General features: G+C 38.2%; 22 protein-coding genes. 11 read left to right on the top strand and 11 right to left on the bottom strand.

Annotated features, from left to right (window positions below; translation table 11 throughout):
- From K8S13_RS19585 to hisC, 4 genes are all read right to left on the bottom strand, one after another.
- Positions 1-583: hypothetical protein (locus K8S13_RS19585; protein WP_291465220.1), on the bottom strand; the 583-nt coding region annotated here is incomplete at its 3' end.
- Between the two features lie 128 nt (positions 584-711).
- Positions 712-1,635, bottom strand: a complete 924-nt coding sequence (locus K8S13_RS19590; protein ID WP_291465222.1) for a transglutaminase family protein — start codon at positions 1,633-1,635, stop codon at positions 712-714.
- A gap of 357 nt (positions 1,636-1,992) precedes the next feature.
- Entirely contained in the window at positions 1,993-2,652 is a 660-nt protein-coding gene (gene cmk / locus K8S13_RS19595) for a (d)CMP kinase (RefSeq protein WP_291465224.1), read from the bottom strand.
- Positions 2,653-2,661: 9 nt separating this feature from the next.
- A complete protein-coding gene (gene hisC / locus K8S13_RS19600; protein ID WP_291465226.1) occupies positions 2,662-3,753 on the bottom strand; it encodes a histidinol-phosphate transaminase in 1,092 nt (363 codons plus the stop codon).
- A 110-nt stretch (positions 3,754-3,863) separates the two neighbouring features.
- Between hisC and K8S13_RS19605 the strand changes: the two genes are divergently transcribed.
- Positions 3,864-5,039: a DUF1343 domain-containing protein gene (locus K8S13_RS19605; protein ID WP_291465228.1), complete on the top strand. Its 1,176-nt coding sequence runs from the start codon at positions 3,864-3,866 to the stop codon at positions 5,037-5,039.
- Complete coding sequence (locus K8S13_RS19610) at positions 5,032-5,697, top strand: ribonuclease HI (RefSeq protein WP_291465230.1); 666 nt, start codon at positions 5,032-5,034, stop codon at positions 5,695-5,697. Before K8S13_RS19605 ends, K8S13_RS19610 begins: the two co-directional genes overlap by 8 nt.
- Positions 5,698-5,730: 33 nt before the next feature.
- Here the strand turns inward: K8S13_RS19610 and K8S13_RS19615 are convergent, their stop codons facing one another.
- On the bottom strand, positions 5,731-5,997 hold the full coding sequence (locus K8S13_RS19615) for a hypothetical protein (protein ID WP_291465232.1): 267 nt from the start codon (positions 5,995-5,997) through the stop codon (positions 5,731-5,733).
- Positions 5,998-6,201: 204 nt separating this feature from the next.
- On the opposite strand from K8S13_RS19615, the gene K8S13_RS19620 reads away from it, so the two are divergent.
- From K8S13_RS19620 to K8S13_RS19650, 7 genes are all read left to right on the top strand, one after another.
- Complete coding sequence (locus K8S13_RS19620; protein ID WP_291465234.1) at positions 6,202-8,847, top strand: 1-acyl-sn-glycerol-3-phosphate acyltransferase; 2,646 nt, start codon at positions 6,202-6,204, stop codon at positions 8,845-8,847.
- Between the two features lie 4 nt (positions 8,848-8,851).
- Positions 8,852-10,504, top strand: coding sequence for a sugar phosphate nucleotidyltransferase (locus K8S13_RS19625; RefSeq protein ID WP_291465236.1), 1,653 nt, complete (start codon positions 8,852-8,854; stop codon positions 10,502-10,504).
- A gap of 13 nt (positions 10,505-10,517) precedes the next feature.
- Positions 10,518-11,351: a dihydrodipicolinate reductase gene (gene dapB, locus K8S13_RS19630; protein ID WP_291465237.1), complete on the top strand. Its 834-nt coding sequence runs from the start codon at positions 10,518-10,520 to the stop codon at positions 11,349-11,351.
- 4 nt (positions 11,352-11,355) lie between these two features.
- Positions 11,356-11,844, top strand: coding sequence for a DnaJ domain-containing protein (locus K8S13_RS19635; protein ID WP_291465240.1), 489 nt, complete (start codon positions 11,356-11,358; stop codon positions 11,842-11,844).
- A gap of 2 nt (positions 11,845-11,846) precedes the next feature.
- Positions 11,847-12,629, top strand: coding sequence for an alpha/beta hydrolase (locus tag K8S13_RS19640; protein ID WP_291465242.1), 783 nt, complete (start codon positions 11,847-11,849; stop codon positions 12,627-12,629).
- Between the two features lie 208 nt (positions 12,630-12,837).
- A complete protein-coding gene (locus K8S13_RS19645) occupies positions 12,838-13,038 on the top strand; it encodes a cold-shock protein (protein WP_291465244.1) in 201 nt (66 codons plus the stop codon).
- A gap of 556 nt (positions 13,039-13,594) precedes the next feature.
- A complete protein-coding gene (locus tag K8S13_RS19650; RefSeq protein ID WP_291465246.1) occupies positions 13,595-14,317 on the top strand; it encodes a metallophosphoesterase family protein in 723 nt (240 codons plus the stop codon).
- A gap of 130 nt (positions 14,318-14,447) precedes the next feature.
- On the opposite strand, the gene K8S13_RS19655 is transcribed toward K8S13_RS19650, so the two are convergent.
- Positions 14,448-15,527, bottom strand: coding sequence for a patatin-like phospholipase family protein (locus tag K8S13_RS19655; protein ID WP_291465248.1), 1,080 nt, complete (start codon positions 15,525-15,527; stop codon positions 14,448-14,450).
- 114 nt (positions 15,528-15,641) lie between these two features.
- On the opposite strand from K8S13_RS19655, the gene K8S13_RS19660 reads away from it, so the two are divergent.
- Both K8S13_RS19660 and K8S13_RS19665 read left to right on the top strand, forming a co-directional pair.
- The gene (locus K8S13_RS19660; RefSeq protein WP_291465250.1) at positions 15,642-15,932 is read left to right on the top strand and encodes a hypothetical protein; all 291 of its coding nucleotides are present in this window, start codon (positions 15,642-15,644) and stop codon (positions 15,930-15,932) included.
- A 149-nt stretch (positions 15,933-16,081) separates the two neighbouring features.
- Positions 16,082-16,504, top strand: coding sequence for an Hsp20/alpha crystallin family protein (locus K8S13_RS19665; protein WP_291465252.1), 423 nt, complete (start codon positions 16,082-16,084; stop codon positions 16,502-16,504).
- Positions 16,505-16,592: 88 nt separating this feature from the next.
- Here the strand turns inward: K8S13_RS19665 and K8S13_RS19670 are convergent, their stop codons facing one another.
- The 5 genes from K8S13_RS19670 to K8S13_RS19690 form a co-directional block, all read right to left on the bottom strand.
- Positions 16,593-18,737 carry an ATP-dependent RecD-like DNA helicase gene (locus tag K8S13_RS19670; RefSeq protein ID WP_291465253.1) on the bottom strand — a complete coding sequence of 715 codons (2,145 nt, stop codon included), beginning with the start codon at positions 18,735-18,737 and terminating at the stop codon, positions 16,593-16,595.
- Positions 18,738-18,909: 172 nt separating this feature from the next.
- Entirely contained in the window at positions 18,910-19,065 is a 156-nt protein-coding gene (locus K8S13_RS19675) for a hypothetical protein (protein ID WP_291465255.1), read from the bottom strand.
- Between the two features lie 46 nt (positions 19,066-19,111).
- Entirely contained in the window at positions 19,112-20,368 is a 1,257-nt protein-coding gene (gene qrcD, locus K8S13_RS19680; protein ID WP_291465257.1) for a menaquinone reductase integral membrane subunit QrcD, read from the bottom strand.
- Positions 20,369-20,401: 33 nt separating this feature from the next.
- A complete protein-coding gene (gene qrcC / locus K8S13_RS19685) occupies positions 20,402-21,262 on the bottom strand; it encodes a menaquinone reductase iron-sulfur cluster-binding subunit QrcC (RefSeq protein ID WP_291465261.1) in 861 nt (286 codons plus the stop codon).
- 52 nt (positions 21,263-21,314) lie between these two features.
- Positions 21,315-22,139 (bottom strand): molybdopterin dinucleotide binding domain-containing protein (locus tag K8S13_RS19690; RefSeq protein WP_291465262.1); only part of this gene is annotated, 825 nt, incomplete at its 5' end.

Consider the following 22,139-nt stretch of genomic DNA (forward strand, 5'->3'; position numbering starts at 1 on the left):
TTGAGGAACCGGTTATATTGCAATATATTCCCCGGCCGTTGTTATCTGTTATATCTGTATTATTGATATCAAGGGATATTTTTGATCCGGCTTCCCCATAAATATATATGCCGTTGCCTGAGGTGTGATTTACCTTGCTGTTAGATATGCCGACTGAATGCATCCCCTCATTAATTTTCCAGATAACTCCATGAGATGCATATTCAATCTCGCAATACTCTAAATTAAAGGTTTTAAATCCTATGTTCCAGGTAGTTTGAATTCCTCCCCAGTCGCTTTTACTCTTGGTTGCAGCATCTGAGCTGAAAATAATAGGGTTCACATCAGTACCTGCAGCAATCAGGGAGCCATTGATTAAAAGCTCAGACAGATTGGAATTCTGGCCGCCGGCTGTATCATCGGAACCGGCTGGAAAAATGATTTGTGTCCCCGGTTCTATGGTGAGCGTTATCCCATTGGGCACGGTGATATCACCGGTGACATTAATAGTCCCGGACCAGGTTTCATCTTCTGTAAGAATTCCGGATGTTGTTTCAGCATATAAAATGGTAGTTATATTAAAGAAAAACAGTAATGATATCACCAAAATTATTTGATATGCTTTTATAGAATTTGTTGAGAAAAATTTTGGAATAAAACTCAAAATTAACTTTTGCCATTTCATAATCAAAAACAAATCAAGCATTTTTACCATAGTCTGTCTGCTCCTGTTTACCCATTCATCCTGACTTTCAGGCCTGAACCGTTTATTCTAAATCGATGATGATCTCCCATTGGATTTAACTGATTTCCTGCAATCACCTGCATGGCAATATAATGGGAAGGATTTTTTAAAAATACTTTATTCTGAGGATCAATGGTTTCCCATGTGTCTCCAAGATATATCTGTGCCCAGTTGTGAAATCCACCAGGCTTTAAAATACTATTTTTTGTAACAATATAACCAGCCATACACCGGGCTGGAATTTGACTCGCACGACACATGGCAGCATACAGGTGCATATATTCTGTGCAGTCACCCTGTTTGTTTTTCATGGCAAACAGTGCTCCCCGTTCATTGCCGGCATATCCTGTGTAGACCAGGTGGGTTGATACCCATTTAAATAATTTCTCTGCGGTTTGAATCGGACGCTCTGATTTGAAACCCAGAGCAGTTTTACGGATGTCATCATGGTTTGATTCAACATACTTCTGGGGAACAAGAAATAGATCAATATTGTTAGCTTTAACTTTGTTCGGGGTTTTAGATAATTTTAAATCTGCTGTTATAGTTATGATTTTGGTGCCATGGGGCGGAATAACATCAAATTTAAAGATCAATACCTGATTTGCAAATTTATCCGTGACAAGATTGTACTCATGGGAAGCCTTAATCTTTTCACACCATTGGATCGGAGTCTTTTTTACAGGGCCATAGGTTATAAATTCGGCATTCTTAACGGGATTTGCTGTTTTGTTGGTAATGGTAAAACTGTATTGGATTTGTCTTGAAATGGAATAGCTTGGTTTTCCATTCAGTCCATTGACATTCTTTAGCCGATATCTGCTAACAGAGTAAACAACAGCACATATCAGGGTGATGGAAAAGACGATAGCAACACATTTTTTATAATCGAGCATCTTTTTCTGTTTCATAAATCAAACTCTGACAAAATCAAATATAGATACAACTATAGATCAATCTCAAAATAAAAACTAAAATAATTTCACACTAAAAGAGAGCAATATTCGCGCCATGACCAATAGCAAAATCCTGTATATTTCTGATAGAGCTACAACGATGCATGTTATGGTAATAATATAAATAGTAATTAATCATTGAATCTTATTCACTTAACTCAATTGAGAAAAAAAGGTGCTATTTTGAGAAAAAAATGTACTAGTATAGGAAATATTTGTAATAATTTTCATAGCAGTGCTTATAAACTATTTATTCTCAAATGAGCCGGCACTTTAAAGCAATTATACTCTTATAAATCCAGTAAAAAATTTTCAAGCTTTTTCAATAATCTTCAGCATTTTATCAATCACTTGTTCGATGGTCATAAAAGAGGAATCAATTTGGATGGCATCAGCTGCAGGCTTGAGAGGGGCTGATTTTCTTTGAGAATCGTTACCATCCCTTAACTCCATCTCCTTTTGAACCCTGTTGATATCCTTTGACTCATCCGGCATTTCATCAAATCGTCTTTTCGCCCGAACACCTAAGTCAGCAAAAAGAAAAAATTTTACTGTGGCATCCGGAAAAACTATAGTTCCCATATCCCTACCCTCGAAAACCGCATCCTTTGTTTTGGCGATATTTCTTTGAATATCGAGAAGGGCCGCCCGAACCCGCGGCTTTGCAGAAGAAGATGAAGCCAGCATTGAAATCTCAGGTATCCGGATAAAGTTTGTAATATCCTGACCGGATGACATTAATATCAGTGAATCTTTTTCCATTACAAAATTCAGATCAATATCTCTTAAAAAATTTTCAAGCACTGCATCATTTTTCCAGTCAATATCCTGCCGTTTGATTTCAAAGGCAACTCCCCTGTACAGGGCACCGGTATCCACATAAACACAGTTAAGTTCTTTTGAGAGCAACTTGCTTACAGTGGATTTGCCTGCACCTGCAGGACCGTCAATGGTAATGATTCTTGTTCTCATTTGTAGTCCTTATTTTTTTAAAACTTTTTTAATGGCCTGAATAAAAGTAATATTTTCCTCTGGTGTACCAGTATTTACCCGCAAAAATGTATTAAATCCATATGATTTCATTGATCTTACAATAACACCCAGTTTCAGCATTTCTTTAAATACCTGTGTTGCATCTGTTTTAAGGTCTATCATCAGAAAATTGGATTGGGTCGACAGACAACAAAGCCCTATCCTCCCAAGTTCAGCAGATAAAAAATCAAGACCGTCATGAATGGCTTGGATACTCTTATTTAAAAATTGTTCATCGTCCAATGCAGCAAAAGCCGCGGCCTGGGCAAGAGTGTTCACATTAAACGGCTGTCTGATCCTGTTTAAAATCTGGGCAATTTCAGAATTCATTATTCCATACCCTACTCTGAACCCAGCCAGTCCATAAGCTTTGGAAAATGTTCTCAGGGTCACAATCCTTGGGTCCTGTAAAGGATTTTTTAAGGAATTATAAACCGCATCATTTCTGACGAATTCAATATATGCCTCATCTACAATAATAATGACATCCTCTGGTACTTTGTTTGCAAATTCATCAAATTCATCATAGGTAATCGTGCTGCCGGTGGGATTAAACGGATTGGTAATAAAAATTAATCTGGTTTTAGATGATATTTTCTCAGCAAGGCCTTTAAGATTTGTTGAAAAATCAGATAAGGGAACCATAACAGGTATACCTTTAGCTGTTTTAACACTGATTTCATACATTAAAAAGGACGGCGACGGCATTAATGCCTCATCCCCGGGATTTAAAAAACCATGGGCCAACAGTGCGATAATATCATCAGATCCGTTCCCTATGACAATATTGCCTGGTACAACATGAAATTTTTGGGCAAGTTTATTGCACAGCAAATAATTAGAGGATTCAGGATACCGGTTCATGTCCTTCATGTTTTTTGCAACTGCATCATAAACCTTTGGGGAAAAGCCAATTGGATTTTCGTTGGAAGCAAGCTTGATCACATTAGAAATTTGATACTCTCTTTGGACCTCTTTGAGGGGTTTACCGGCTTCATAGGGTTTAATTGTCGCTATCTGTTCACTGATTTTAAATTTCATGCCCTGATTTCTCCTAATGATGAAAAGAATAATATTTAGTTAGGATTTGAAATTTTGTCAATGGTTATGATAATTAGGAGTGTGAACAAATAATATGAATAAGGATTTGTATGAAATATAAAGTGACAATCGGACTTGAGAACCTGATAACAGACCCGCCTGAATACCTGATGGGAAAGCGGCTGGGTCTGCTATCCAATCCAGCATCGGTTGACCATCATTTCAATCATGCATCAAGACTCATTCATGAATTTTTTCCGGGACAATTAAAAGCATTGTTTTCTCCACAACATGGTTTTTATGCTGAAAAGCAAGACAATATGATTGAATCGGGTCATTTTCTGGAACCTGAATTAAACATCCCTGTGAACAGCCTATACAATGATACAAGAATCCCCACAAAAGAAATGTTTGATCAAATAGATGTTTTACTGGTTGATATTCAGGATGTCGGAACAAGGGTGTATACATTTATTTATACGGTATCTTACTGCCTGGAAGTGGCAGCAAAGCTTGATAAACAGGTCGTTATTCTTGACCGTCCCAACCCCATCGGCGGAACACAGGTTGAAGGTAACATTCTTTCAAAAGAGTTTGCATCCTTTGTAGGACGGTTTCCTATCCCCATGCGGCATGGCTTGACCATTGGAGAAATTTTACAATTTTTTAATCAGGAGTTTCATATTGGATGTGACCTGACCATCATCCCAATGACCGGCTGGAAAAGACAAATGGTCTGGCAGGACACACGACTTCCATGGATAGCCCCTTCCCCGAATCTGCCAACACCGCAATCCTGCATGGTCTACCCCGGACAGGTTATTTTTGAAGGTACGAACATATCTGAAGGACGCGGCACTGCTTTGCCCTTTGAACAATTCGGAGCTCCTTTTCTATACACGATAAAAATTAAAGCTGAGGCAGATGAAATGATCAAAGGCGCCTGTCTTCGTCCGGTCAATTTTGAACCGACATCGGGGAAATGGCAGGGCAATGTTTGTAAAGGCTTTCAAATTCACATCACTTCAATGGATGAATTTAAGCCTTATTTATCCTCTTTGCTATTGATGCAGTTGATCATCAAACATCACAGGGATGAATTTAATTTTACCCCCCCCCCGTATGAATATGAATATGAAAGAATGCCCATCGATTTGATCCTTGGAAGTAAATCACTTCGCAAAAAGTTGACAAATTTGGAAGATTTAACTCTTTTATCAGATCAATGGTCCCAAGAGCTTGCGACGTTTAAATCCATATCAAGGAAATATCATTTATATGAATGATCAGCATCAGGCCAACTCCTGGAAAAGGATGAGTTTTAAGGGCAACAAGGTTTGGGTGGCAACAGACGCTAATGGGAACCTTCTGCTTGAAAAAAAAAGGGTATTGATAAAATACAATTTAAAACAAGACTATGAATATAGAGTCAAACCAGAGAGTTTAAACCCTGAAGACCAGGCTGTTCCTGCCAGAAAAAAGCCAGAAAAAAAATCAGGTAAGTCATCGAAAAAGCCCGGTATTAAAACATCACTGCCGGATAATTGCATTAAAATATATACTGATGGGGCTTCATCCGGTAATCCGGGCCCATCAGGAATCGGTATTCTTTTTATCTATGAAGAAAACAAAAAAAAGATATCAAAGTATATTGGCATGGCCACCAATAACATTGCAGAACTTACGGCAATAAAAGTGGCCTTGGAAGAATTAAAACGGGTTGACTTGCCGGTTCGTATTTTTTCAGACTCAAGTTATTCTATCGGCCTTTTGACAAAGAACTGGAAACCCAAAAAAAACCAAAAGCTTGTGGTTGAAATTAAAGCATTAATGGGCAAATTTAGCGATTTGGCTTTTATTAAAGTAAAGGGGCATTCAGGTATTAAAGAGAACGAAGTGGCGGATTTTCTTGCTACTTCTGCAATTAAAAAAGACCTGCTGTAAAACAGGTCTTTTTTAAAATACTATAATAATTCTTTATTTTTCTTTTTTCAGATCATCCAGTTCTTTTTCAAGTTCTGCAATTTTGGCTTTGTCATCCGCAGGTGCAGGTGCATCAACGCCCTCATCTTTTTTCCAGGAATCTTTGAGTTCATCAAACCCAAGATAAAGTGCAAGGCCACCGCCCAAGAGAAGAACAGGTGGTATGCACCCGGCTAAAAGTATTAAAAACTGATTAAACCAGACAGCCAAACCCACCACACCCAGAAGAACTGCAATAGCTCCACCGATTAACGTTTTCATAACGAGATCCTCCTAAAAATTTGATTCAAATAACACATTATTCTTTTACAATTAAACAAATTTGGAAATTGTCAATATAGGATGAAAAAAATAACATACACCTTTGATTTTATCAAGGCTATTTTAAGATTGCCATTCCTACTAACCTTTGATAGTTAATACCAGATAAATCATTTACTGGAAAATCCTTTAAAGGAAGAATTAATGGAATTATTTCAAAAGCTTAAAGGCGTTGTTGTAAGATTTCGGCTTAAGCTTCGCAGTATAATTGTCTGCATACTGGATAACACCTATGATTATTATTTATGCTTTTATCCCGGCAATTCAGGATATTTTATCAAAAAACTGATTAAACGATTGATCACCAGGCTAAATTTCGATGATCACAATATAGAAAAAATAAAGAAGATTGATAAGGACAGTATTATTGTTTATGCCAGTAAAAATAAAAGAGTTTTAGATTTTTTATATTTTCATACCAAACTTAAAAGCCTTGATCTGCCTTATCCCCAGATAGGGTTTGATTTCAGGTTCTTTTTTCTCATGCCGGTAAAACGGCTGTTTCAATTTTTTCTTTGTCATATGGATTACTTTTTCCATCATTTTTATTTTAAAGATGCATATACAACAGGTTATACTACAAACGAGTTATTGAACGGCAGATCCGGGTTTGTCTGCCTGATTGAAGAAGACGATTTCTATCAACGATTTATTAAATCAACCCCTGATCCCCTCTTTCTTTTGATAGAGCTTCAAAAGAGCATTGACAAATCCGTCATGATTATTCCTGAAGATATTATTTATGTTACTAAGCCAATGAGAAAGGATTTGAGTATAGCTGATATTCTTTTTGGAACCCACGAAAAACCAGGGAAAATAAAACGCCTTTTAACTATATTGAGACGCCCTGAAAAAATCAGGGTTGAACTTGCAGACCCTGTTAATCTGAATGAGTTTCTTGCCATACCTGAGATTGAACAGCTTGATTCGGAATTTCAAACCCACAGATTAAGAAAGCACCTGGTTGATATATTAAACCGGCAGCGAAAAAGTATTACCGGCCCTGTATTAAAATCAAGACAGGAAATGACCGAAGATATTTTAACCCGAAAATCTTTACGTGAATATCTGGCTGAATATGCCTCGGAAAACAATCTTACTTTAAGCAAGACCCATAAGAAAGCTGCCGGTTATATCAAGGAGATTGCCGCCAATTACAATCTGCAGATCATCAATATAATAGAGAGAATCCTAACCTGGGCGTTTAAGAATATCTTTGATGACCTGGTGCTTAATCAGGAAGAAATCAATCGAATGAGAGAAAAATCAACCAAAGCACCTCTCATACTTGTCCCCTGCCATAAAAGCCATTTGGACTATCTCCTGCTGCCCTATGTCATGTTTAGAAACAATATGCCATGTCCCCATATTGCTGCGGGTAAAAACTTGTCGTTCTGGCCTTTAGGCCCTTTGTTCAGGCGAGGCGGTGCTTTTTTTATCAGGCGTACATTTAGAGGTGCCCCGCTTTATTCAAAAATTTTTGCAGCATACCTGGAAAAACTTCTCTATGAAGGTTTTAATATAAAAATTTTTATCGAAGGGGGGAGAAGCAGGACAGGAAAGCTTTTAGCTCCAAAACCGGGTGGTCTTGCCATGCTGATTAATGCCTATAATAACGGGGCCTGTAACGATCTTTATTTTGTCCCTATATTTATCGGTTACGATCGGGTCCTTGAGGAAGATGCATATCTCAAGGAGATTGAAGGCGGCAAGAAAAAGCCTGAGACATTAAAGGGGCTGATTCATGCCCGAAAATTTCTAAAGAAAAAATACGGCAAAGTATATATGAGGTTTGATGAGCCCCTTTCCATTAAAGATTATATTCAGAAGAAAAACATTGATATTTCCAAGGCGTCCAGCGAAGAATATATACAATTTGTAAAAAATTTTGGATATAAGCTGCTCCACTCAATTAATACCAGTGCTGTGATCACCCCCCATGGTATTATAGCCAGTGCTGTCTTAAATTGTTCAAAAAATACCTTTGCAAAAAAGCAAATGATTGCCAGGGTGAACACCTACATGAACATGCTGACCTTCATGAATGCAGAACTTTCCGATACACTTTTGATTGATCCTGATTCAACTTTAAACGCTGTAATTAATAATTTTATTTCAAGAAACTTTATCGAACTCGCTGATGAGGACGATACCGATATTACCGACCACACTGTTTTTTTTGTCAAAGATAACAAGCGTGCCATCCTGGATTACTATAAAAATTCAATTACCTCCGTTTTTATCCCGTTTGCATACACGGCTGTGGCCATACTTGAAACCGACAGATTTCAATTTTTTTCTTCAGACCTTGTGGTCAGATATAAATTCTTAGAAAAAATATTTACAGATGAATTTTCCTTTGATGAGGAGACCACCTATGAAGAAGATATCTCCTTTTGCCTTAAAGGGTTTATAAATGACGGAATACTCGTACCTGATTCACCTGAATCTGACATGTTTCGCATTACTTCCAAAGGGTTAAAAAAACTCAAATGGTTTGCCGCTTTTTTACAACCCTTTTTTGAATCCTATAAAACTGCTCTTGTTTACTTTGAGAAATATGAAGCCGGGAAACATGAAGGAAAAGACAGGGTCAAAAAAATCCATTCAATCGGAACAAAGCTTTATAAAGGGAAAATCATTACCTTTAAAGAATCCTTATCTCAGGTCAATTATAAAAATGCTGCCAACTATTTTACCAAAAATGGTGTTAGTGGATCTGAAGATCATATACAAATTGAATACTATAAAAACATTCTTGAACGATTAATTCTTCTGCTCACAACCTGACAACATGAAAGCACTCATTCTTGCAGCAGGATTCGGTACCCGTTTATTACCCTATACTGAAAAAATTCCAAAGCCCTTATTTACACTGTTGTCTAAACCTGTGATAGAACATGTCATTGATAAACTTGTTGAAAATGGGTGTAATCAAATCCTGATCAATACCCATCATTTGCATGTACAAATAAAAGCTTTTATCGAGCAGAAAAAATATAATGCTGATATTCAGACAATATATGAGCCTGTTATTTTAGATACCGGCGGTGCTATTGCCAATGTAAAGCCTTTTATGAAGGATAGTCCTTTTTTTGTTATTAATTCTGATATTATTTTTAATATTAATCTTAAAAAAGTTTACGAGTTTCATAAAAAATCAAATTGCCTTGCAACCCTTGTTCTCCATGATCATGATAAATTCAATAAGGTGAAAATTGATACCCGGGGATATATCCAAAATTTTAATTCAAAAAAAAACGGACTTGCATTTACCGGTATCCAGGTTTTGTCTCCTCAAATTTATGATCATTTTCCCGATAAAAGAATATTTTCAAGCATAGAGGTCTATCAAAGCCTTTGCAAAAAAAAACAGGTAAACGCATTTGTAGCAAAAAATATCTTTTGGTCGGATATGGGTACAAAAGAGTCTTATTCAAAAACATCACTTCTTGAATTGGCTGCATCTCAATTTCAGATCAAACAGGAGCAAATCAGAAATATTCAAGTTGAAAAACTTGCCGGAGATGGATCAGAGCGACACTGGTACAGGGCGACCTATAAAACCGGATCTTTTATTATTTCAGACCATGGTATCTGCATGCCCGAAAGTGAGCCGTTTTTGCAACTCAACGCTTTTATTTATATTGGGAACCATCTCTTTTCAAAGGGCCTTCCTTTACCCCGTATTATTGATTATGACACTCTTTCAGGAATGGTCATTCTCGATGATCTGGGAGATGTTCATCTTGAGACACAGATTAAAGAAAAAAATACTGATGCCTTCACCCTAAAGATCTATAAAAACGTGATTGACCTTCTTATAGATTTTTCAACCAAAGGCCTTATGGGCTTTAAGAAAGAATGGACCTGTCAGACCGAAACCTATTCAAAACAATTAATTATTGAAAAAGAATGCCGGTATTTCATGGAGGCATTCATTCAAAACTATTTAAAACTGGATGTCACCTTTCATAATTTTATAAATGAATTCGAATATATTGCAGATCATGCTCTGAAACACGGATTAATTGGCTTAATGCACCGTGACATGCAGTCAAGAAATATTATGATATACAACAGCCTAATTTATTTTATTGACTTTCAATCGGCAAGATTGGGCCCGTTACAATATGATCTTGCATCTTTATTGATAGACCCTTATGTTATTCTTAAAGATCAAATAAGAAACGATCTTTTGCAATACACTATGATAAAATTAAAATTGAATAAAATAGAAACACAAAACTTTTTAGAATCTTATCAATACTGCTGTTTGACCCGGAATTTACAAATTCTCGGGGCCTTCAGCTTTTTAAGCCGGATCAAAAAGAAAAAGGGGTTTGAGCAGTATATCCCTGATGCGGTAAAATCTTTAAAAAAAATCATCGCTGATTTAAATACAGATAAAATTCCAAAGCTGTCAAAACTTGTTCAAAGCCTATAAGGAGTTATTAAAAATGGCAAAAATAAACATCATGATCAACGGCCTGCCTGGAAACGTTGCAAAAAAAATGACCGGGTTTGCCATCAATGATGACAGATTTAATGTGGTCCCCGTTTCCCTTACCGGTCAGGAAATTGAAGAAAAAACCATCACCATTGACCAGACAATATTTGAACTGGTAAGACCCGACACAAGGGATGATAAAATCGATACGATTAAAACTCAATTCTCCTCTTTTATCGCAATCGACTATACGCATCCGGCTGCTGTGAATTCTAATGCCCTGTTTTATACTCAAAATCATATCCCGTTTGTCATGGGAACCACAGGGGGTGACAGGGAACAACTTGAACAAGTTGTGAAAAATTCTTCAACACCGGCTGTTATTGCACCGAATATGGCCAAACAGATTGTCGGATTCCAGGCAATGATGGAATATGCAGCAAACACATTCCCGGGTCTTTTTAAGGGGTATACCCTTGAAGTGAAGGAGAGCCATCAAAACGGGAAGGCAGACACTTCAGGTACTGCCAAGGCAATGGTGACTTACTTTAATAAGCTGGGATCAGATTTTGATGCTAACGACATTCAGATGATAAGAGACCCTGAAATACAGGAAAAGGTCTGGAAAATACCCAAAAAATATTTGACCGGTCATGGATGGCATACCTATACCTTAAAGGCATCTGACGGGTCAGCCTTATTTGAATTCAAACACAATATCAATGGCAGGGATATTTATGTCAACGGCACCTTTGATGCCGTTCTTTTTCTTAAGGAAAAACTTGGCCAACCTGACAATTCCCAAAAACTCTATACCATGATAGATGTACTAAACAAGGACTAAGCAGTTGAGTCTTTATCTCAAAATAGTCTTAATCATATTTGGACTGGCATATCTGATCAGCCCCATAGATATTATTCCGGATCTACTATTGCCCTTTGTGGGCTGGATTGATGATGGTGTGGTTATTGCCACTATTGTTTATCTGATCCGGTATGGAAAACTGCCCAATTTCTTTTTTAAAAAAAAGGGAGCTTTCAAACAGCCCTTTAACCAAAAAACAACAAATTTTACCTCAAACACTAATACCAGGCCTAATACCGGCCAGGCCAATCAAAAGAAAACATCCTCCAGCCATATTCCAAAAACTCCCCATGAAATTCTTGGTATTGGTCCCAATGCCTCTAAAAAAGAAATTCAGACAGCTTATAAGGAAGCCATTAAAAAATATCACCCGGATAAATTATCCCATTTGGGTGAAGAATTTTCTGATCTTGCCAATGAAAAATTTCTTGAAATTCAAAATGCCTATGACACATTAATGAAAGCATATTAATTTTGATTGATTTTTTAACACTGGATTCCAAAAAAATTGAGCTGCAATGGCATCAAAAGGAGCAAAAGGATCACCCTACACTGATCTTTATGCATGAAGGTCTTGGCTGTACCAGGATGTGGAAAGATTTCCCGGAAAAGGTATCCCGAAATACAGGTTGCCCGGCCTTGATCTTTTCAAGGTTCGGTTATGGTAATTCAGATCCCTGCCCTCTCCCATGGAAAATCAATTTTATGCATAGAGAAGCGTTAAGAATACTGTCTGAAATCATTAAAAAAGCTCAAATAAAAGAATACATCCTGGTCGGTCATTCAGACGGCTTTTCCATTGGAATTATATTTGCCGGAAGTCAATATGCCCGGGAATTGAAAGGATTAAAAGGCTTGATAACACAAGCTGCCCACGTGTTTTGCGAACAAATCACCGTGGACTGCATCCAACAGGCAAAAATAAATTATGAACACCATGGTTTAAGACAAGGGCTTGAACAATATCATGGCTCAAATACGGATAATGCCTTTTGGGGCTGGAATGATGTTTGGCTAAATCCGAAGTTCATGAACTGGAATATTGAAAAATATTTAAGCAGAATCCAAGTTCCCATGCTCGCCATCCAGGGAAAAGACGATCAATATGGAACCCAAAAACAGATTGAATCCATTAAAAACCGTGTAAAACATGTTGAAACTTGTCTGCTTGATGACTGCAGGCACTCTCCGCACACTGATCAGCCTGAAAAGGTGCTAAAACTCATGACTCAATTTATTCAACCGAGCAAGAAATGATCCTAAAATCAGGTAAATGTCTGATTCCCCTGTATAAAAAATAATTCTTGACTTTAAATTAATATTTTTATATACTTATTAAATTGTGCTATGTTGTAAGCACATAGGTTTCCTTCCTAAGGTGTATTTACCCCAACAATAAAAGTGGCATTACCCCCAAAGTTAGAAACTTATATTTTTTTATTTTTTATTTTAGGAGATTGCCAATATGGCTAATGGTATCGTAAAATGGTTTAACGACTCAAAAGGTTTTGGATTCATTGAACAAGAAAGTGGAAACGATGTATTTGTACATCATTCAGCTATCAATGCAGCAGGTTTTAAATCCCTGAATGAAGGGGATCGTGTTTCATTTGATATTGAACAAGGACAGAAAGGTCCAGCAGCAGCGAATGTAACTGTGCAATAGTTAACCGTTTTATTTGCTTTAAAAAAATCATCTCGGTGACTTGAAAATAAAAGACCCTGAGCAGAATTCCGTTCAGGGTCTTTTTGTTTTTTTCAATACTCATCCATTGGCAGGATCATCATGCCAAAGTTCAAGATGTTCTTTGCTAAGAATAAAATAAAAATTGGGTTTTACTCCTAAAATATCATTTCTTCTGGTTCACTATATTTTCCCAACCACTGCCTTACGGTTCCCGGATCAAGTGGACTGAACACAAGGTGTTTCAAAGATACGATTTCGCAGAAGAAAAAATATTAGTTTTGAATGGATTTTTTTTTCTTGCCATTCCAAGTCCAAATTAACGTAAACTACACTCAATGATCGTTATCCTTGTGCAGAATATTCAGGAATCGAAATTCTGAAAGATATCAAAAAAATCCATTACAGGAATTTGAAGGAAAAACGCTTTTTCAACCAGGCAGGGCAATCCATGGCACTTAACCCGAATTTTTCAAATGCTTTTAAATTTGCTATAGTATTAAATGAAAACCGTATAACCAATATATTGGGGGCGCTTATGGACAAACTGGCAGTTATTTCCGACATTCACAGCAACTTTGAAGCATTAACATCTGTATTGAAAGACATATCCGGACAATCAATACAAAAAATTGTTTCACTGGGTGATAATATCGGGTATGGCCCTGATCCTGAAGACGTTCTTTTGAAACTGAAATCTCATTTTGTTACATCAATACGCGGCAATCACGAATTCGCCATCCTCAACGACAGTTATAAAAGGTCATTTAATCTAAATGCCATCACGGCCCTAGATATCAACCGCAAAAAATTATCAGGCAGTTCGATACAATACATTTCTTCATTGGATTCAAGCCTGGTATCGCATGGGGCCTTATTTCTCCACGGCATCTCTTCAAATTTAATTGATGGCTATATCTTTAAACTATCTGATGCCCAGCTGATCAAACGCGCCAAAAAGATTCATGCACGCATTGTCTTTGTCGGGCATACGCATCTGCTGAAAATCTATGAATTTGATAATAAGGGCCTTAGAAAAAAAGAATTCACCCAAAGGATTTCTCTGTTAGATGACAAACGATACATCATCAATGCCGGCAGTGTGGGCCAGCCAAGACACGGAGTCCATGAAGCCACCTATGTTATCTGGGATATTCAAAAGAGCACGGTTGAACCAAGATTTGTAACATACAATTATCATCATACTGCCATGAAAATCAAACAGGCCGGATTACCCCGGATTTATGCGGATATTCTTTAACCCAGATATTTCATAAATTTTTTTGAGATATAAATAGAGAAAAGGGATCAAATCTATGTTTGATCCCTGGCATATGATTTCTGATCAATCAAGGATAATCCAATTCTTAACTGTTACAGGCTCTCCAATTTTACAAGGGCTTTACAATCTGTCTTATTTTTCCGGATTGTACAGCTTCAAAGAATTCATCCCCCAATTGCTTGTTTTTTTCAACAACAACTCTCCAATAGGCCATACGTTCCTTATCATTTCCTTTGAATGTATTAAAATCTTTTCTATCGGGTATTTTTGCAAAGGGAAGACTTTTCACAAACGTATCTGACGGCGCAACCAGCACCACATTTTCCATGTGTTTGCTGCAGGGGTTGCGGTTTAAAGTTTTATCAAACCATCCGGGTGTGATCTTTTCATAAAAATGGGGGTATAAAACAAAAGCGTCTTCATCGGGTAAAAAGGGTATATCCAGGTGATAATCAAGGATTCCGCCATCCCGGAAAACACCGGGTGCACCTTCAATAGATGAAATACCCTCCATTACTATTGGAATTGATCCTGAAGATAATAAAGCGGATTTAAAATTGGATGGTGTCAGATCATAGATGTTCATGGGGAATTGATTCATGGAAGCAAAAGGCGGTGTTTTACCCGGACCACAGAAAAGTGCTCTTTCAAAAAAATAACCAAGCTTGTCCCGGCTCAACAGATTGACACCTGCTGCAAGCCCGATACCAAGCCACTGGAGCATAAAATGTTCTTTTTTAAGAAGGCCCTTGCATTTGTTGGATAAAAAGCTGATCTTCATAAAAGGATGATAGAGCATGGCTTTAATTTCTTTATCATCAATATAGGCATCCAGGATTCTTAGTGATTCCCGGGTGATATCTTCCTTTGTGGGTCTCAGGTTATACTGCTGGGCAATATATTCTCTTTCAAGTGCCTCTATTGCCGCAAGCGGATCTTTCCGGCAAAAGGCAGCCATTCGAAACGCACCGATTGAGGTACCAATAAGATAAAGAGGATCTGTCCTTTCTTTGAATAAAGACATCAATACCCTGTCAATTCCGGTTAATACTAGAAATTTAGCAGAACCGGAAGCACCGGCAAGGACTTTTACCCGGGACGGATCCAATCCCTCATCCCTGATGATATCAATAGCTTTAGACCCTGCAAGTATGGAAATATTATTAAACATGATAGATGAAAATATCATGCCTTTTTATAAAATCCAATATCAAAAAAGAAAAAGTGTTTTATTGACAAAATAGGCAATGTTTGAAATATAACTACCATTTAAATCATTGCCGGATTATTAAGGGAGTAAGTCTTGACCGGAATAAGTGAAATTCTTGTTTTAGTGCTGCTGATTGCCTGTATCTTGATTTTACCAAGACTGTTTAAGGGAGAACCTGTAAAAAAGACTTCTTCGTCAAAACAGCGGAAAAAACTTTCTGCAAAAATCCGGTTCGGTATCGTACTTACCCTGGTTTATCCTATAGTCTTAGCTCTTTATATCAAGCCCTGGAATGAAAACATTATTTCTTTTATCTCCTTTGGAATTATACCCGTCTTTCTTGTCTGGGCTATTGCCTGGATCATAGCTGGAAGAAAAAAATAAAGATCGCATTACTTTTCAATATTAATTCCTTTTAGTAATATATGAATAAAATTTTATTATTTTACTTGACTCAGTTTATTTCATGATTAATTTTGTTTCAAACGGAAGTAAAATAACGAATACAACATAACCTAAACGGAGGATTAATTATGAGACTTGTAAGATACAACCCAATTAACGAACTGGCTTTCTGGGGAAATGCATTTAATGATTCATTTTTTAACACAAAACCCAAAACCAATGAATCCTGGTATCCTGCAGTGGATATCCTGAACGAGAAAGATGATGTGGTTCTCAACATTGAACTGCCGGGTGTCAAAAAAGAAAATATTTCCATCAATATTGAAGACAGGGTTCTGACCATAAAAGGTGAAAGAAAGTTTGAGAATAAAGAAAAAAAGGACAGCTATCTCAGAAAAGAAAGATCATACGGAAGCTTTAAACGGTCATTCACCCTTTCCGATGATGTTCTGATCGATGAGGTCAATGCCGATTTCCAGGATGGTGTTCTTAAATTGACCCTGAAAAAAGATACTGCCAAAGAAGAGGTCAAACAGATAACAATTAATTAATTTAAAACGACCTTAAATCACCTTTGCTAAATGGGGGCTGTTCAATTCAAACATTGACAGCCCCCATTTTTTTATTTGAAAAATTTCATTATTGTTTCAAGCGATGCCATAACCGGGTATAACGCTTAGAGGATTTAACCGTACTAATGGCAATGGCAAGAGCCTTTTTGCTCCCCACAAGGACAACGAGTTTTTTACCCCGGGTCACTGCCGTATAAATCAGGTTTCTTTGTAAAAGAATATAGTGTTGAACCACAACGGGTACGATCACGACAGGATACTCTGATCCTTGAGATTTATGGACTGAAACAGCATAGGCATGAACAATTTCATCAAAATTAGAGAAATCATACTCAACTTCTCTTTTATCAAAATTGATCAATAGTGTTTGATCAATTAAATTAATATCCATGATCCTGCCAATGTCGCCATTGTAGGTATGCTTGTCATAATTATTGCGGATCTGCATTACCTTGTCTGATACTTTAAATTCCCTGTTCCCCCTTTGGACGATCACCTTGTTTGGATTCAGGATTTTCTGCAGTTCGTGATTGAGGTTGCCTGCCCCGACAATACCTTTGTGCATCGGGGTTAATACCTGGATATCATCTACCGGATCATACCCGAATTCATCCGGGATTCTATTTTGCACCAGATCAATAATGGTGTTTAAGACCTCTTCAGGCTCCTCTTTCCGGACAAAATAAAAATCACCTTTATCCTTTGCCACTGCCGGAAACATCCCCTTATTGATCCTATGCGCATTGACAACAATCAAGCTCTTTTTTGCCTGCCGGAAAATAATATCAAGTGTAACAACACTAAAAGTATTGGATATGATCAAATCATTTAATACATTTCCCGGGCCCACCGATGGCAATTGATTGACATCCCCCACAAGAATAAGGATCGCCTCTTTGGGAACAGCCTTTAAGAGATGGTGCATTAAGACCGTGTCAATCATGGAGGCTTCATCAATGATGAGCACATCACATTTTAAGGGGTTTTTATCATTTTTTTTAAAACCCGGCCCTTTCATGGAATAATCCAGCAGCCTGTGGATAGTCCTGGCTTGTTCCCAGGTGGCTTCGCTCATTTTTTTGGCGGCTCTTCCCGTGGGGGCGGCCAGTAAAATTTTTGCACCGGCTTTCTTTAAAATTTTGATAATAGCATTAATAATGGTTGTTTTACCGGTACCAGGACCCCCGGTAATAATTAAAATTTTTTCTTCCAAAGACTTTTTAACGGCTGCTTCCTGGTTTTTGGTAAGCCGTATCTTAATCTGATCTTTAATCCATTTAACAGCCTTGTTTGAATCAATCTTACGAATACTTTTGGGAGAATTTTTAAGCCGTTGAAAATTATTGACAATTCCTATTTCACAAACATGGAATTTCTTTAGAAAAACCTGTTGATTATTTTCATTGATATCTTCAATAACAATCCGGCCGGCCAAAAAAAAATTTTTAATCGCCATTAAAACAATATCTTTGTCTACTTCCAGCATTTCTTGAACTTTCCGGCAAAACTCATGATAGGGATAACAGACATGACCGTCATCAGCCAGCTGATACAGCACATATTCAAGCCCGGCTTCACTGCGCTGGGGGGCATCCTTTTCCATGCCAAGTTTTTGTGCAATGCTGTCGGCTATAATAAATCCAATACCAAAGATATCCCTGGCAAGCCTGTAAGGATTTTCTTTTACAATATGAATGGAATCCTGGCCATAGGTTTTAAAAATTTTAGCTGCATAAGCAGTACTGACCCCATGGGACTGCAAAAAGAGCATCACGGCTCTGACCTCTTTTTGCCTACCCCAGGCCTGCTGAATCATTTCAATTCTTTTTTTGCCGATGCCCTCAACCTGGGAAAGTCTATTTGTATTCTTTTCAATAATATCAAGTGATTGAGTACCAAACCGCTCTACAATCCGTTTGGCCATAACAGGACCGATCCCTTTAATCAGGCCTGACCCCAGGTATTTCTGGATACCGAATAGTGTGGCAGGAACAAGTGTCTTATATTGCTGAACCTGAAACTGGTTGCCAAATTGTGGGTGGATGATCCATTTGCCTTTAATTTCAATAAATTCACCAGGGATTGGGTTCACCATGTTCCCCACAATAGTCACAAAATCTCTTTCATCTTTCACCTTGAGCTTGCACACACAAAAAGCACTCTCTTCATTAGAAAAGGTGACGCGTTCAATATGTCCTTTAAGATGTGCCATTTTTTTACCTGATTTTTAATTTTACCTGATTTGAATTTTTTCGGGTTTCAAATAGTTTATAAAATAAAAACGCATTCCAAGACCTTTAAGACAAGCCTCTGGAATGCGTTTTATTCAAAATTGTGAGAACAAAATTTGAAACCTGTCCTCCAATTGCTTTAATATTCAGTGTTTAATGAGAATCTCCACTATCATTCATGGTATCATAGGCTGCCTTTAAAAAACAGAATGTCAGACCGGCACCCAGAATGGAAACAGCGTACCAGAATCCACCAAAAAAAATCACATGGCCCATATCCCACGCCCATTCAAAACTAAATGGAAACATATTTTTTCTCCTTTATAACAATTTCCTTTGTTATCTCAAAGGGGGTTTATTCTGCTTCGACAGCAGGGTCTATCGAATTAAGTTCCTGTTCCTGGGGAAACACAGGAAGGTAACGATAGGTAATAGCAATCAGAATGATTCCATAGGCAACAGGAAGAACGGTTGTTGCAATTTCCTGCCAGCTTGGAATGTAAAGGGCCCAGGTATCAAAACTCATTACCGGAACCGCCATAATCTGAAGTACCATGACCCATCTGTTCAGACAAACACCAATGGTTCCAAGAATGATAGCAATCAGGCGCAGCGTTGGATTTTCACGGGTAGACTTCATAATCAGAATCAAACCCGGAACAACACCGCATAGTATAATTTCAGTCACCAGAATCCAGTATCCATAAAAACTATTATTGGTATAAAAATGGCCCAGGGTAAATCCAAGACTGGGGGCAGTCACAATTGCCCAATAGATGGTGTCAATGATTTTAGCAATGATATACGTTGAAATCATCCAGCCTGAAATTTTAGCCAGTAGATGAACCGTCTTATCACTAACCAATTTTTTCCCGGTAATTGTTTCAGTAATTTTTGTCACCAGAAGGGTAAAACACGGGCCAAATGCTGCTGCTGACCATGTAAACAAGAAAAAAGTCCAGGGCCAGATCAACAAGCCTTCCCTGACAGCAAACGGACGGCCATACAGAACACCCGCAACACCACCAAGAGATCCCTGATGGAAAAAGGAAAGAAAAGCACCGGTTGCAGCAAAGACTGCCATGACACCATGCATGTTATGGGCAAGGTGATGGAAGAAAGGCACTTTATTGACCTGTCTGTTTTCAAGGATATTTGGGATAAACTCAATGGTCAATACGGCAAAGTAACAGGACAGACAAAAGGCTACCTCTGTCAACATTGAATGGACATTGGCATGCCAGAAAATGAACCAGCCTCTAAGCGGCTGCCCAATATCAATGGCAAGGATTAACAACGCTGAACTATAGCAGATAAAACCGATGATAACGGCAAAATTAATAATATTTTTCAGTTCGTCAACTTTAAAAATATATTTCAACAGACCTGTAAAAAATGCGCCACCACCAACAGCGATGACTGCAAGATCAGCCCAGATCCAGAGGGCAAACCCGTAGTAATCATTCATATTGGTCTGGTTCAGGCCTTTAAACCAGCAAAGGAACATGGCATAAACGCCCCAAAGCAGTACGGCACTAACGATGGCAATTCCAATGGTAAACTTTGGAAATGAGCAGCGTTTTGCACCTTCAGGTATTAATGCAGAATCCATATTTATTCACTCCTAAATAAGGTTTTGAATTTCTTAACCATGAGATGAAGACCCATGATGATTCTTGATTTCATCCCATTCACCATCCAGATAGTTATCCCCTTGCTTTCTCACCCACTCCCGCTCGGAAAGATAATAGACCTTTGGATTGGTTCCAAGCCTTTCGAGCAGCCTGAAAACCTTAGGATTTCTTGATTTTCCCACAACATGCTTGTTTCTCGGATCCGGGTGTGGATCAGGTTTAACAATCTGATGTACCTTATGAGCAGGATTATTAAGATCACCGAATACAATTGCACCGGCAGGACAAGCCGTGGTACAGGCAGTCTGATATTCATGTTCTTCAATATCATCTCGCCCTTCATAGTATGCGATATCCCTTGCAGCCTGGTACCGGTGGTAACAGAAACTGCATTTTTCAACGACCCCTCTCATTCTCGGAGATACATTAGGGCTCAGGTAATTTTCCATGCCTTCGGGCCATTTGGGATCCCACCAGTTAAAATACCTTGCATGGTAAGGACATGCCGCCATGCAATATCGGCATCCAAAACAGCGTGTATAAATCTGGCTGACAATTCCTGTATCATAGCCATAATCCGTCGCAGTCGCAGGGCAAACGGAAACACAGGGTGAATGCCCATGATCCCCCTCCCCTCCACAATGCTGGCAGGGCCTTGGCATATATACGATTTCAGTATCAGGAAAGGATTTACCATTGGTTAATTTATAAACACGCATCCAGGTGATGCTATCCTTTTTATTGGATTCATCCTCCCTAAACGGAACATTGTTCTCAGACATGCACGAAACCATGCAGGAACCGCATCCTGTGCATTTGTCCAGATCAATAACCATTCCGAACTTATGTGCTTTATTATTTTCTTGTTTCATTAAGAACCTCTTTAGCAATTTATCCTTGTTTTTTGGGGAATTGTTGGGAATTTCAGGCCTTGGAAATTTTTGCTTTAATTCCAAAGGCAGCATCCAGTCCTGAACCGGATTCAATTACCGGGCCTATCAGGTCATTTACATTAACACCTTTGTTTGACACATACTTATTATCAAAGGTATGACCAAGCCCTTCAACCATTCCAATTGCACCCGGCATCATGCCTTCGTTCAAGTTCACCATAACACGGGCGGTACCCATTGGTGTTGTCAAAGTTGCAAATCCACCATCTTTTAAGCCCTTGGCAGTCAAAGGATTAACCTCCACCAGAATATCCACGCCTTTTAAAACTTTATCCGAAACAGTCTTAACTGCAAAAGGAGATGCGGCCGCTCCTGCACTGATCAACCTCATATTGTCAATTGGAATCAGTGTGAGCTCGTAATCTCCCTGGGCCTGAACCGTAGCGGGGTTATCGGCAAGAAAGGATATATTGACCGCTGCAGAGCCTTTGGGTGCGCCTTCGGATATGACGGCATAGCCTTCTTCTGATAAAGAGTCCCAGATTCCTGACGTCACACTTTCAAGGCATTCGTCATAGGATTCCCATTCAAAATTTTGGGCGATATTCCCTTCCAGAGCTTTTGCTATTAAAATGATAGCATCCCCGGAATTTTTAGTATTAAATACAGGTTCAACCACAGGTTTTGTAAGCCCCACAACACTCTTTGCAAGCCCTGCACAGGACGGCACATCTTCAAGCCGTTCCAAAAATATATGGTTTGGCAGAATAATATCCGCTTCTTTTGCCGTTTCATCAAGAAATGAGGAAAAACTTACGACAAAAGGAATTTTTCCAATGGCTTGCAAAGAGTGTTG

It is taken from the genome of Desulfobacula sp. (assembly GCF_021107415.1).

Excerpts from the sequence above, each read along its gene's own strand:
- K8S13_RS19615 (WP_291465232.1), bottom strand. The coding sequence starts at position 5,997 with ATGAAAACGTTAATCGGTGGAGCTATTGCAGTTCTTCTGGGTGTGGTG.
- K8S13_RS19610 (WP_291465230.1), top strand. The coding sequence starts at position 5,032 with ATGAATGATCAGCATCAGGCCAACTCCTGGAAAAGGATGAGTTTTAAG.
- dapB (WP_291465237.1), top strand. The coding sequence starts at position 10,518 with ATGGCAAAAATAAACATCATGATCAACGGCCTGCCTGGAAACGTTGCA.
- qrcC (WP_291465261.1), bottom strand. The coding sequence starts at position 21,262 with ATGAAACAAGAAAATAATAAAGCACATAAGTTCGGAATGGTTATTGAT.
- K8S13_RS19620 (WP_291465234.1), top strand. The coding sequence starts at position 6,202 with ATGGAATTATTTCAAAAGCTTAAAGGCGTTGTTGTAAGATTTCGGCTT.
- K8S13_RS19605 (WP_291465228.1), top strand. The coding sequence starts at position 3,864 with ATGAAATATAAAGTGACAATCGGACTTGAGAACCTGATAACAGACCCG.
- K8S13_RS19655 (WP_291465248.1), bottom strand. The coding sequence starts at position 15,527 with ATGATATTTTCATCTATCATGTTTAATAATATTTCCATACTTGCAGGG.
- cmk (WP_291465224.1), bottom strand. The coding sequence starts at position 2,652 with ATGAGAACAAGAATCATTACCATTGACGGTCCTGCAGGTGCAGGCAAA.
- K8S13_RS19650 (WP_291465246.1), top strand. The coding sequence starts at position 13,595 with ATGGACAAACTGGCAGTTATTTCCGACATTCACAGCAACTTTGAAGCA.
- K8S13_RS19590 (WP_291465222.1), bottom strand. The coding sequence starts at position 1,635 with ATGAAACAGAAAAAGATGCTCGATTATAAAAAATGTGTTGCTATCGTC.
- K8S13_RS19670 (WP_291465253.1), bottom strand. The coding sequence starts at position 18,737 with ATGGCACATCTTAAAGGACATATTGAACGCGTCACCTTTTCTAATGAA.
- K8S13_RS19645 (WP_291465244.1), top strand. The coding sequence starts at position 12,838 with ATGGCTAATGGTATCGTAAAATGGTTTAACGACTCAAAAGGTTTTGGA.
- K8S13_RS19665 (WP_291465252.1), top strand. The coding sequence starts at position 16,082 with ATGAGACTTGTAAGATACAACCCAATTAACGAACTGGCTTTCTGGGGA.
- K8S13_RS19625 (WP_291465236.1), top strand. The coding sequence starts at position 8,852 with ATGAAAGCACTCATTCTTGCAGCAGGATTCGGTACCCGTTTATTACCC.
- K8S13_RS19675 (WP_291465255.1), bottom strand. The coding sequence starts at position 19,065 with ATGTTTCCATTTAGTTTTGAATGGGCGTGGGATATGGGCCATGTGATT.
- qrcD (WP_291465257.1), bottom strand. The coding sequence starts at position 20,368 with ATGGATTCTGCATTAATACCTGAAGGTGCAAAACGCTGCTCATTTCCA.
- hisC (WP_291465226.1), bottom strand. The coding sequence starts at position 3,753 with ATGAAATTTAAAATCAGTGAACAGATAGCGACAATTAAACCCTATGAA.